The organism is Zhongshania sp. (assembly GCF_041623545.1).
In the GTDB taxonomy this organism is placed as follows: domain Bacteria; phylum Pseudomonadota; class Gammaproteobacteria; order Pseudomonadales; family Spongiibacteraceae; genus Spongiibacter.
Genome location: NZ_JBFJWS010000013.1, coordinates 1 through 12,297, shown reverse-complemented (window position 1 = coordinate 12,297; position 12,297 = coordinate 1). Strand labels below are relative to the sequence as shown.

8 protein-coding genes are annotated in these 12,297 nt (G+C 51.4%); 4 read left to right on the top strand and 4 right to left on the bottom strand.

Annotated elements, in window-relative coordinates; translation table 11 throughout:
• Positions 1 to 34 precede the first annotated feature (34 nt).
• Positions 35 to 1,522, bottom strand: coding sequence for an FAD-dependent oxidoreductase (locus ABYT30_RS03425; RefSeq protein ID WP_373095224.1), 1,488 nt, complete (start codon positions 1,520 to 1,522; stop codon positions 35 to 37).
• A 145-nt stretch (positions 1,523 to 1,667) separates the two neighbouring features.
• Positions 1,668 to 4,184, bottom strand: coding sequence for a TonB-dependent receptor (locus tag ABYT30_RS03420; RefSeq protein WP_373079803.1), 2,517 nt, complete (start codon positions 4,182 to 4,184; stop codon positions 1,668 to 1,670).
• A 339-nt stretch (positions 4,185 to 4,523) separates the two neighbouring features.
• Between ABYT30_RS03420 and fabV the strand changes: the two genes are divergently transcribed.
• Both fabV and ABYT30_RS03410 read left to right on the top strand, forming a co-directional pair.
• Positions 4,524 to 5,714, top strand: coding sequence for an enoyl-ACP reductase FabV (fabV, locus tag ABYT30_RS03415; RefSeq protein ID WP_373079801.1), 1,191 nt, complete (start codon positions 4,524 to 4,526; stop codon positions 5,712 to 5,714).
• A 116-nt stretch (positions 5,715 to 5,830) separates the two neighbouring features.
• The gene (locus tag ABYT30_RS03410; protein WP_373079799.1) at positions 5,831 to 7,192 is read left to right on the top strand and encodes an MATE family efflux transporter; all 1,362 of its coding nucleotides are present in this window, start codon (positions 5,831 to 5,833) and stop codon (positions 7,190 to 7,192) included.
• Here ABYT30_RS03410 and ABYT30_RS03405 read toward each other — a convergent pair.
• The gene (locus tag ABYT30_RS03405; protein ID WP_373079797.1) at positions 7,128 to 8,474 is read right to left on the bottom strand and encodes a sterol desaturase family protein; all 1,347 of its coding nucleotides are present in this window, start codon (positions 8,472 to 8,474) and stop codon (positions 7,128 to 7,130) included. The genes ABYT30_RS03410 and ABYT30_RS03405 overlap by 65 nt on opposite strands.
• A gap of 246 nt (positions 8,475 to 8,720) precedes the next feature.
• Between ABYT30_RS03405 and ABYT30_RS03400 the strand changes: the two genes are divergently transcribed.
• Positions 8,721 to 9,566 (top strand): MBL fold metallo-hydrolase, encoded by an 846-nt coding sequence (locus tag ABYT30_RS03400; RefSeq protein WP_373095221.1) that lies wholly within the window; start codon positions 8,721 to 8,723, stop codon positions 9,564 to 9,566.
• Between the two features lie 48 nt (positions 9,567 to 9,614).
• The gene (ald, locus tag ABYT30_RS03395; protein WP_373084518.1) at positions 9,615 to 10,730 is read left to right on the top strand and encodes an alanine dehydrogenase; all 1,116 of its coding nucleotides are present in this window, start codon (positions 9,615 to 9,617) and stop codon (positions 10,728 to 10,730) included.
• 210 nt (positions 10,731 to 10,940) lie between these two features.
• Here ald and ABYT30_RS03390 read toward each other — a convergent pair.
• On the bottom strand, positions 10,941 to 12,297 hold a 1,357-nt coding region (locus tag ABYT30_RS03390), incomplete at its 5' end, for an AsmA family protein (protein ID WP_373095219.1).

Below are 12,297 nucleotides of genomic sequence, written 5' to 3'. Positions count from 1 at the left end.
GTTGCGACGCAGCCCTGCAAGTGCGGATTAATACTTACTTTTGCGCTGCGCTTTGGCCTGCTCGGCGGCCAAAGTAAGTGACATCGCCCACAGACATACCACTGGCGTAGCCCGCGGCAGTTCTCGGTATTCCAGCGGTGGTTCTGCCGGCGGCGTAAAGTCCGGGGATGATTGTGCCCTCGGGATTTAATACCTGGCCGCTGGGCAAGGTGTCTAATCCGCCAAGTGTGAAAAAAGGATAGAAGGGCCCGCGACCTAATGTGCAGTCTAAGGCAACATACGGGGGTGATAGTGGCCGTAGCCATGCCGCGGCTTTGTGAAATAAAGGATCCTTCCCCTCGCTTGCCCCCGCATTATATTGGTTAACAGTGTGTTGCAAGCTGCCAGCTGGTAATTCGAGTTCTTGCTCCAACTCGACCACACTGTCTCCGGTGCCGGCAACTTGTGCGCCGAGGTAGCTCATTTTCTCGTAATCGCCGTAACCTTCAACATCGGTTATAAAATAAATGCGTTTCGCGTTGCGTTGGGCCATTAGTGCGTTGTAACCGACCCGACCGTGATAGCAGTCTTCGTTTATGAAGCGCTGGGCTTTGTCGTCGATTAAAATACCGTAGGTTAGTGAGGCTGGTGGATAATAGGGTAGGCTGACAAAGCATTCATGCATATTGGTAGTGCCCGCGCCGGCTCCCATCCCCATTAAAATTCCGCTACCGGTATCACCAGGGTTGCCGATGGGAATTAAACCGCGGTCAAAGGTGGGCGCGTATTTGCGGACCATCTCTTCGTTCATGCAAAACCCGCCGGCGCAAAGTATGACGCCGTTGCGAGCGCGAACGGTCTTTTCCTGCTGGTCGATACGAACTACCACGCCCTCAACGTCGCCCTGGTCGTTGCAGATCAATGTCAATGCACGGCTATCGTAGTGCACTTCAATGTGGCGGCTCTGAACTGCTTCGGTAAGAATTTTCATGAGCAGTGGGCCGCCATTATCACCCTCCACTTCAAGATTGTGGCCGCGAGGGACTGGCGTAGCGTGTTCGGTAAAAGGGTAGGCTTTTTCATTGCCGGTGAAGAGTAAACAGTCGTCAGTTAAGGCCATAATGGCTCGCTCTTTGAGCTCGCTCATTTTAAATGGCACGCCAAGGCCGGTGAGCCATTGATAGTGGTTAAGGCTATTTTCGCAGTAGTCGCGAATTTTGCTGTCGTCGGCCTGATTGCCAAAGCAGGCCTTAAGGTAGTTCACCATGTTCTCGGTGTCGTCGTGATAGCCGCAGGCTTGTTGAACGGGGGTGCCGCCATTGCCCCCCATGTATATCTCGGCGCTAGATAGAGCGGTAGAGCCACCGCTGGCACTGGCTAATTCAAAAATAGTGACTTTGGCACCCGCATCTGCCGCTTCGATGGCCGCTGAAGCGCCGGCGCCGCCAAAGCCGATAATGGCAATGTCGGTGTCGATGTCCCATTGTTGAATGTCGCGGCTATTGCGGGGCTTGCTGGGTGAGGATTTAGATACTGTAGTCATGGGGCTACCTATTAAACTTATTGTCTACGTGAATATGTGCCGGTGGGTGAACTAGTACAAATTGTGCGGGGGAGCTAATGCGGGGTAAATGATCTGTTTGCAGTACATAAAAAAGGCTGCCGAAGCAGCCTTTTTATGAGTTTGATTAATACTCGTAAAACAGGTCAAGACCGAAGGTACGGGGCTCGCCCCAGATCACGGAACGGTCAGCTTGCGGTAAATTATCGACCGCTGTTAACTCATACTCGGTATCGAGCAGGTTCTTAGCCCACAAGCCTGCGCCTAAGCGTCCCTCGGCAAAAGCGATGTCGGTGAGACTCAGACGCGCATTGACTAGTTCGTACTGGCGCAGATGAGTGTTCTTCACGTTTTCCGCGCGGGAGCCGCCGTTGCGCTCGTCCATATAGTTCACGCTAATATTGGCACTGGCAGTACCCCAGTCGGCCTGGAACAAGGTGTAATCTGCGGACAAGGTGAATGAGTTCTCTGGTGCGGAGAAAAACACAAACTTATCTGAAGCGTCATTGCCATTAACGTCGGTAGCTTTTGTGACTTCAGTGTGCAGGTAAGCATAATTCGCCAGTAGCAGCAGGTCACGGGTAGCCATAAAGGTAATGTCGGCTTCAAAGCCGTACATTTCGGCTTCACCGGCATTGGTAACCTTGGTGTCTGCTACCGTGCCAGTCAGTATGAAGTTCAGCTGCATGTCTTCGTATTGGCTGTAGAATACGTCGGCATTGATACGCAGGCGACGATCCATCAATTCGCTTTTAAGGCCTAGCTCATACGAGGTGACGTATTCTGCGTCGAAACCGTCAGCGTAGCCAAAGCCGTAGTCATTGCCATCGGTGGCGGGGCCTTGATTGCCGTCGCGCTGTGGGTCGCGGGTATTAAAACCGCCAGACTTATAGGCTTCTACACGCTTACCGTAGATGTTGATATCGTCGGTAATATCGTACTCTGCAACAAAGCTAAAGGAATCATTGGTGAAGTCTTGGCCAGCGGGAATGCTGTCGAAGTTGCGACAGTCGCCATTGCTTGGATCGTTGCCACACTGAACAAAGGACACGTCGATTGCGCCCGCGGCAGTTTCAGCAATAGTCATATCTTGCTGGAATTTAACGGTTTTACGCTCGTCTTCAGAATGCCGGGCACCAAAGGTGAGGTGTAGGCGTTCTTCCAGTATTTTTGGTGTCCAGGTGAACTGGCCAAAGACCGCGGCGGCGCTATTATCAATATCGTATATCTGGCTCAGCATATTGACGGCGCGGAATGTTGTTAGCGGTGCGGTGGGGCCGCCAAGCAAGGCGCTAAGGTTAGGAAGGGCGCCACCAGCTAAAGCGCTGAGGTTCACTGGGCCACTTAGCTGATGATGCAATGGGCCGTTGTTTTCCTGAGCGGTTTCTTCGAAGTAATAGGCGCCCACGATATAGTCAACGCTGCCTTCGAAGGCGTCGCCGCTTAATTGCAGTTCATGGGAGAACTGCTCTTGGGAGACCTTGGGGTAGACCAATGGCAGGCACTGTCCTGCGCCAAGGACAAACTCGGCGGCTTGGCCGCAGTATTCATTTGAGTCTAGGCGATAAACCAATTTACTGTCATTGCCAATGCCGTGCTGGTCCTGGCCGGGTTCTAAGCCTTTACCGCCGCTGAGATCAGCATAAGATTGGTCGTAAAGCTCGCGGAACGCGCCAATGTATTTCAACTGGAAAGTGTCGAAATCCTTGGTCAGGGTAAAAGCGTGACCCTCAATATCAGTGGACGACTGCTCAAAATTGGCAATAGTGGAGACACTTTTTTGGCGAGTAGAGGAATAGCTAGTGTAGGCGCTACCGTCGACGAGGTCGGCCTGGCTGCCGGCGATTGGCGTGCGCTCCCGAACATGCTGATACTGGGTGTTATAGTAGTCAAAGTCAGATTTATCGTAGGCGTAGTCGAGTGCTAAGGTATCGCTAATATCCCAGCGTAAGTCAAACCGGAAACCGCTGACATTGCGATCGCCAAAGTCACCACCAGGGCCATCGTTGGCAACATGGCCGTCTTGCATGGTTTGCAGTGCCGCGACTTTTACTGCGAGATTGTCCGTGACCGGCAGATTTGCCATGGTTTTGGAGGTGAATAGATCGCGATTGCCGAATGTCAGCTTTTGCTTAAATTCAAACATGTCGGCGGAGGGCTTTTTGGTGATCAGGTTAATTGCGCCGCCGGTCGTGTTGCGGCCATAGAGTGTGCCTTGGGGGCCGCGCAGTATTTCAATCCGTTCTAAATCAGCAACGTCTAGGGCTGTGCCTGTTGAACGAGCAATATAAACGCCGTCGACGTAAATACCCACTGGTGGGTCTTGGGTAATTTGGGCGTCGGAGATACCAATGCCGCGAATAAAGATCCGCAAGGTAGCGTTATTGATCGGGAAGGGCTCAATAGTCAGGCTGGGAACTTTGGATCCGATGTCGCCGAGATTACTAATACCTTCTATTTCAAGGCGGTCGCTGCTGAAAGCAGTCAGGGAAATGGGCGTATCCTGCAGCGATTCAGCCTTTTTTTGGGCCGTCACAATCACTTCTTCGAGCGCGAATTTCTCTTGGGCTATGGCGTGTGAGCCAATCGCTGACAAGCTGATACCGCTGATTGCCGCTAGGGATTTTAGCCTTTTTTTATTCATGACTGCCTCTTCCGTATGAATGCATTAATTTGGTTTTGTGGTGATTATATTTATTAATTCGTAATATTTTAAGTTATCTATTACGCATAAATAGTTTTTCGTGCTTTTGGTTACAATGTTGTTACTTTTTGAATCTTACCACATATGGGCGCCGCAGGGTGGTGAAAAATACACGATTTTTGAGATTTTGTTCGCGTTCCCTGCAGCGGAATTGTCGCATTTACAGAGTGTAATCGCATTACTATGTTGACGGTGAGTATTAGTGCGAGGGGATAAGGCTGGTTATAATGCCCGTCGCTGAAATATCTTAATTCAATAATTTGGAGCAGGGACCCTTATATGATCATCAAGCCACGTGTGCGCGGTTTTATGTGTGTAACCACTCACCCCAAGGGTTGCGAGGCCAACGTGAGTCAGCAAATTGACTACGTTAAGGCTCAGGGCGCAATCAGTGACGGCCCCAAGCGGGTTTTGGTTATCGGTGCATCGACGGGCTACGGCTTGGCGTCGCGTATAACCGCGGCCTTTGGTGCAGGGGCTGCTACGCTCGGTATTTTCTTTGAAAAAGAAGGTATTGATAGAAAGCCGGGCACTGCCGGCTGGTATAACTCAGCTGCATTTCACAAATTCGCTGAGGCTGAGGGCTTATATGCTAAGAGTATCAATGGCGACGCCTTTTCCGATGCCATTAAAGAAAAAACCATTGCCCAAATAAAGGCTGATCTCGGCCAAGTTGACTTAGTGGTTTACAGTCTGGCTTCGCCTCGCCGTCAGCACCCTAAAACCGGTGTTGTGCATAACTCGACACTTAAGCCAATTGGTAAAGATGTTACTCAGCGCGGTGTCAATACGGACAAAGAAACCATAGAAAACTTCACCTTAACGGCCGCCAGTGATGAAGAGATTAACAATACCGTTGCGGTGATGGGCGGGGAAGACTGGCAGATGTGGATTGACGCCCTAGACGACGCTGGGGTGCTCGCTGACGGCGCCAAAACCACCGCGTATACCTATTTAGGTGATCGCCTAACTTGGGATATTTACTGGCACGGCACTATCGGTGCGGCGAAAAAGGATCTCGATAAACGAGTGATTAATATCCGCGAGCGCCTTGCCGCCAAAGGTGGTGATGCCCGTGTATCAGTATTGAAGGCTGTAGTAACCCAGGCGAGTTCGGCGATCCCGGTAATGCCACTGTATTTGGCACTATTGTTTAAAGTGATGAAAGAGGACGGTAGTCATGAGGGCTGTATTGAACAGGTTTATGGCCTGTTTAAAAACAGCTTGTATGGCGCTGCACCGGTTCGTGATGACGAGGGCCGACTGCGCGCAGATGGCTTAGAAATGAGGCCAGAGATTCAAGACGCTGTTGCTAAAATGTGGGAGGCTGTTACAACAGAAAACCTCCTTGAGACCACTGATTTTGCAGGCTATAAGCGCGAGTTTTTGCGCTTGTTTGGCTTTGAAATTGATGGCGTTGATTATGATGCCGAGGTTGATCCAGTGGTTGAGATCAAGAATATGGTCTGATACCGCTGGTTTTTGCGTAAAAAAGGAAGCTTCGGCTTCCTTTTTTTATCGCTCAATTGTTTGCGGCAAGGCCCTTGCTGAGCTAGAGTGTGGCGGCTTTTTGCTTCGGAATTCCCATGTCTTCAGTTCCTCGTCAATTATCCCGCCAGGAGTTAAGTGCCCAGTTAAAACTGGCGCTGCCGATCTTTGGTGGCCAGCTGGCTCAGTCGGCAAATGGTTTCGTCGACACGGTGATGGCGGGGCGAGTATCGGCCCTTGATTTGGCCGCCGTGGCGGTGGGTGCAAGCATTTGGGTGCCGGTGTATCTGTTTATGACCGGTATGTTGATGAGTGCAACCTCGGTGCTGGCGCGTCATGTCGGCGCGAAGCAATTGGAGCGTATAAACCCCCTAGTGCACCAGGTTGTCACTATTGCGGTTGTCGCAGGTATCCTTTCCGCAATATTGCTTTGTAATACCGGCCCCTTGCTTGAGTTTATGGATGTTGATCAGACCATGCGGCCACTGGTGGTGGATTACTTAATCGGCCTCAGTTGGGGTATGCCTGGCGTCGCACTGGTGCTGGCATTGCGTAGCTATACTGAGGCCTTGAGTCATACTCGCCCAGTTTTATGGATTAGCGTGATTGGCTTACTGGTTAATATCCCAATTAATTATGTGTTGATCTACGGCAAGCTAGGTATTCCCGCTATGGGAGGGGTCGGCTGCGGGTGGGCTACGGCGATCGTGATGTGGTTGATGGCGGCGATGATGCTGGTCTATGTGCATCGGCACCGCGTTTACCGGAATGTGCGGTTAAGCATTTCGCCATGGCACTGGGAACCGAAAACGATTGCGTACTTACTGAAGTTGGGTCTCCCTGTTGGCATGACCATCTTCTTTGAAGTCAGTGTGTTTTGTATTATTGCCTTGTTTATTAGCCAGGCCGGTGCAGAGATTGTTGCTGGTCATCAGCTCACCCTGAATTTTACCTCTCTTGTATTTATGCTGCCCTTAAGCTTTGCCTTGGCGGCAACCACGCGGGTGGGGTTGGCGAGGGGCGCGCGCGACCCTGAGGGCTTACTGCGAGCAGTGAAGGTGTCATTCAAAATCACGCTGTGTATCGGTTGCTCTGCAATTGTTGTGCTGGTGCTGCTGAGAAACTGGATACCGTTAATTTATACTGATAACGCAGAGGTTATCGCCCTAGCGAGCTATTTGTTGTTGTTCGCCGCACTGTATCAAATTTCTGATGCTATTCAGGTCACTGCAAACGGCTGTTTACGAGGATTTGAAGACACCACAATCCCAATGCTACTGACCTTATTTGCATACTGGGGTGTCGGCTTACCGCTGGGTTATACCTTGGCAATGACCAATATTCTGGTGCCAGCTATGGGGCCGAGTGGCTTTTGGCTAGGTATATTTGCGGGACTTAGCTTTGCGGCTTTATTGCTGGGCCTGCGCTTACGCTGGCGATTAAGCCAGCCCCTGCATTAGGCAGATTATAAACTCTACGGCCAGCAGGCAGTGGGCTGGGTGCGGTCGCCGTTGTGCTATTGTGAATGGCGTAATCCTGACTTAAGGGTGGCTGATAAGCAGAGCGGCCAGTGACGATCCGCCATTTTATTGCCCAGCTAGGATTAATCATTAACTCCTTGGTTAGCTGCATAATGCCAGCTAGTGTTAAACGCAGTGGATTCATGTGCAGGCTGGGTTGGCCGCTGAGGCCCGCGCGGGGCGTGGTGGCACTTAGCGGGCAGTAGGTGCCAAAAATAATATCCCAAATAAACATGGGGCCGCCGCCGAGATTGACCAAGTTTACCGCGCCGCTGCGGCCGCAGTGCTCCGGTTCAGAGGAGTGGTGCATATAGTGATACACGCCGCCGCCGGATAGAAAGCTCGCGAAACGAATGACCCGACTGCGTGACGCGCGGCGATAGAGTGCAGTTTGGTGTCCGAAAATTTCGGGGATCAGTATTAGGCAGTTGTAGATAATAATTTCGGTGTACAGCGGCTCACTACTGAGTAGTTTGGTACAGGCGCCGAGTACTAAATTGTAGGGTAGTACTAAAACCACAAATAGCGGCAGCGCGCTAAATACCGCGAGGGTGGTCGACTGCACCAGACCCGGCGTCATGTGGTGGGGGCGGTGAAATAGCAACCACAGCAGGCGGCTGCTGTGGCCGAGTCGATGAAACCAATAATGGAAGAAGCCCGCGAACACCGCTATACCTACAACTGCTAAGGGCGCAGGCGCATGAATGAGTGTCGGTACGTGGTTCATGACCAGTTGATGTGCCAAGCCGGCATTCAGTTCGATCCAGTGCCAGCCAACGCTAAAGTCGAGACCCGTTAAGCTAGCGAGTAAGGCGAGCGCAAAAAGCATGACGGGGATGGCTGCTGTCGCGAGCATATTACACAGGAAAAACACCACTAACCATTGAATGGGGTAACGCTGCCCCTGTTCCCGCTCATACCAAAAGTAGCCTGCCAGCATCACGATCAGGCGAAAAACGGTGGTAAATGCCAATAAGCCCAGGGCTGCATAGCAAAATAAAGGCTCGTCTTCATACAGGCGAGTTAGGCTGTCTATTAGGGGTTGAAAACTTACTGTGTCGCCAAGGCCAGGGCCGAGGTAGGCGCCGAGGTGCAGGAGTTGTAAAAAACCGACGCTATAGCCAAGCACAAAGACAATGACAAGGCCATTGGCTAGCCAGCGGTAGCGTTCACCGATTTCGGGTATCTCGGCGTTGAATAAAATCGCGAATAGCCGCTTCACAAGTATCCTGCTGTACTTTTCTGTTGACCAGTAAAAACGGAAAGGCTCAGTTTATGCGAGTCATTTGATGGCGTATATGCACACTTTACCATAAATGAGTAATAGCTGGGTGTTTTTTGCTCAATCTTTGGGCGTTGCCCCGCGCTTTAATCTTCTGGCTTGCTATCAGCTAGTGACCCTCTTAATCTGGCCGGTGACAGTTTATGGCCACGCGAGTGGCGGATTTTTTTGTGTGAGAAAGCTTTTATGATGCAAGCAGGCGTGTTGGAAACGATTCTTCCGGGTATTCATCGTTTGGTGGCGCCCAACCCCAGTGTATTGACAGGGCCAGGCACCAATACGTATTTGCTGGGCAATAAATCGATCACGGTATTAGACCCGGGGCCGGATATTCCTGAACATGTCGAGGCCATTGTTGCTGCGATAAAAGACTTGGGCGGTGAGATCGAACGCGTTGTCACCACCCACACCCATCCAGATCATTCGCCCGGGGCCGCTGAGCTGCAATTGCGCTTTCCCGGTGTGCCGGTCATTGGCGCCAGCATTGCTGATGATGGCCACCAAGATCCGCGTTTTGCGCCAACCTCAGGGCTTGGTCACGGTGATTGCTTTACGGTTGAGGGCAATATAGTTAGAGCAATTCATACGCCCGGCCACGTTGCCAATCACTACTGTTTTATCGATGAAGCCAATGGCTGTGTTTTTACCGGTGACCACATTATGCAGGGCTCAACGGTGGTGATTATTCCCCCGGCCGGTGATATGGCGGACTATGTCGATTCGCTGCGGCTTTTACTCGACTATCCCATGCGTTATCTTGCGCCTGGGCACGGCAGCTTAATTGACACGCCACACGCTGAGGTTGAGCGTTTAGTAACGCATCGCCTAGGCCGAGAAGCAACGATTCTTGCCGCGTTTAATGAGGTCGTTAAAGGTGATCTCGATGATCTAGTGGCAGTGGCGTATCGCGACGTAGACGTGAGTATTCACCCCATTGCCAAATTGTCTTTACTGGCGCATCTGCTTAAATTAGAGAAAGAATCTCGCGCCATTCAACATGAGGGTCAGTGGGAGCTAATTAAAGAACATTAGGGTCTATCCTTGTATTAGTTTTGGCAAATTGATTTAACCGGGAGTCGTATGCGGATCGGTGTACCCAAAGAAATCAAAGCTCAAGAGTACCGTGTTGGATTACATCCCCCTGCGGTAGCGGTACTTACTCAACAAGGTCATCAGGTTTTTGTAGAAGCGGGCGCGGGATTGGGGTCCGGCTACAGCGACGATGAATATCAAATTGTCGGCGCCCACGTAATTACCTCAGTTACCGAACTGTATTTGCAGGCGGAACTAATAGTAAAAGTGAAGGAACCCCAGCCGGAAGAGGTTGCTAGGCTGCGGCGTGGGCAGATACTATTTTGTTATTTGCACCTCGCGCCTAATCGGGCCTTGACCGACGCGCTCATTGCCAGTGGCGCGAACTGCATAGCTTACGAAACAATCACTGACGACCAGGGCCGCTTGCCATTGCTTAAACCCATGAGTGAAATTGCTGGGCGTTTAGCCACGCAGGCCGGCGCCCATTGTTTAGAAAAAGCACAGGGCGGTTCAGGTGTCTTGCTCGGCTCGGTCGCCGGCTTAGACCCTGGCCATGTATTGATATTTGGTGGTGGCGTGGTGGGCAGCAATGCCGCTGATGTCGCGCTGGGTATGGGCGCTAAGGTCACGCTTATCGAGCCGTTTGCAACACGCCGAGCGAGTTTGCGTACGCAATTTGCCAATGTCCGTTTCACGGTGCAGGGTAGCGAAAACCTCGATATGCCGAGTCTATTGGCTGACGTCGATATGGTGATTGGCGCAGCACTGGTGCCCGGCGCCGCAGCGCCAAAATTGTTGAGTGCTGAAGATTTGCAATACTTGGCGCCTGGCTCAGTATTAGTGGATGTCGCCGTGGATCAAGGCGGTTGCTTTGCAACTACGCGGCCAACCACGCACTTGGCGCCAACGTATATAGAGGCGGAAATAGTTCATTACTGCGTGGCGAATATTCCCAGCGCGGTGGCGCGCACTGCCAGCCAAGCCTTGAGTCAATCTACCCTTGAATATGTGCTGTTAATTGCTAACAACTGGCCCGGCAGTATCGCAAGTCATTCTGGCTTGGCGGTGGGCTTGAGTGTGGCGGCAGGGAATTTAACTTGCTCAGCTGTGGCCGGTGCTCAGCAGCGGGAATTTACTTCTTGGAAACTTATATTTCATTAGTCAGCAGTTAGTGCTACCAAAAGCGATAAGGCCGCACTCGCCACCGTAATGCAGTGTCGCAACAGTAAAGAAGATAGTCGTAAGCTCAAGTAAATGGGGCTTTAGGGGGCGTGGCGCAGTAAGTGATCAACTCGCGCAAAGGACGACGAAATTAGACGGGAGAGCACGGGGCTTACCCGCCTCTTGCTCTCACTTCGCTATTACGTTGTTTTATTTTTTGAAGAACTGATTGAACAATTGTTTGGCGGCCTCACTGTTCTCGCCACCCATTTTGCGGTCAATCAACTCCTGCGTTTTCTCTTCAATTTTATTTTTGGCTTTTTCCTTGGCAATGTCTTCGATCACGCGGAAGTCTGGTAGGCAGCTGGTGGCACCCACGCTGTCAAAGCTCGCTTTACAGCGAATCGGGATGTCGCGGTTTAGTAGTTTTGCATTGTTTATTTTACAGGCCATGGCCTCTTCATCACCCTGGGCAAGGCGGCTGTTCAGAACGACGTCAAAACTGTCGCTGGTTAAATCGACTTTGCCGTTGCCTTTGAGAGCGAGTTTAGTCACCCCAGCATTGAGTTGTTCAATTTTGGCAATGCCTTTGGTGATCACGATTTTTGTCGTGGTTTCTTTTAGGTCGCTGTATAGCGGCCAATTATTGGGGTCGAAGGGTTCCTGTTGTAAGCGAGTAACCAGCTGGCAGAATGCCCGCTCAATATTCATATTATTTAAACGTAATTGTTGAGCGGTGAGTGCGATATTGCCGTCGAGGTTCTTTTTGAGGCCGCTGATTGTGGCACCGCTGGTGCTTAAGTTGAGATCAACGTCACTGAGTCCAGAAAGCTCCTGACTAATGTCGAGTGCGGTTAATACTTTACCGATAGGTAGTTGCTTGCTATCAGCTGTAAGTTGGAACTTGGCTGCAGTTGCACGGGTATCGATATCTGCCGTGATTTTGAAGGGACTGTCAAAGACCACACCGCTAACGGGGCTAAGCCGAGTCATGCCCTGCTTGGCTGTCAGTTTTAGGTTAAGGTCTTTGAAAGGGAGCTCGCTGACGATGAGCTCACCGGCTTTAACAATGGCTTCTATGTTCAAGCCGTTCAGGATTTCTCTGGGTAGGTTTAGCTCGTCGCTGCTAGGTGCGGGCGCGCTGGCTTTGCCTTTGCTATTGGCGAGAGCGGGATCTTTAGGTGCTGGCGGCGGTAGATAGTGATCAATATTAATCTTGTCTATATTCAGCGCGAGCTTGGTGAGCATGCCTTCGCCCAGTGGCAGCCCGATGTCGCCACTGATGGTGCTCGTATCGAGAGTGGCGTTAAGGCCGGAAACGCTAACAAGCTTGTTGTCGCCTTTTATTGTGGCGCTAACACCGACCTTGCTCAGGCTGCTGGCTTGCGCCATCTCCGGTAAGCTAATGGCGAGGGTTTTGGCGATTTTGCGGAAATTGGCGGGGCTGAGCAGAACGCTGGCCTGATACGCTAAAGGCTCAAGGCTGGCCTTGGCATCACCTTTTAGGCTAATGGTTTCGTCACCAATCGTCGTCGTTAACACGGTGTTTGTACTATTGAAATTATTC

What these genes read in the sequence shown, in the direction of transcription:
- fabV (WP_373079801.1), top strand. Translation starts at nt 4,524, where the DNA reads ATGATCATCAAGCCACGTGTGCGCGGTTTTATGTGTGTAACCACTCAC.
- ald (WP_373084518.1), top strand. Translation starts at nt 9,615, where the DNA reads ATGCGGATCGGTGTACCCAAAGAAATCAAAGCTCAAGAGTACCGTGTT.
- ABYT30_RS03425 (WP_373095224.1), bottom strand. Translation starts at nt 1,522, where the DNA reads ATGACTACAGTATCTAAATCCTCACCCAGCAAGCCCCGCAATAGCCGC.
- ABYT30_RS03410 (WP_373079799.1), top strand. Translation starts at nt 5,831, where the DNA reads ATGTCTTCAGTTCCTCGTCAATTATCCCGCCAGGAGTTAAGTGCCCAG.
- ABYT30_RS03420 (WP_373079803.1), bottom strand. Translation starts at nt 4,184, where the DNA reads ATGAATAAAAAAAGGCTAAAATCCCTAGCGGCAATCAGCGGTATCAGC.
- ABYT30_RS03400 (WP_373095221.1), top strand. Translation starts at nt 8,721, where the DNA reads ATGATGCAAGCAGGCGTGTTGGAAACGATTCTTCCGGGTATTCATCGT.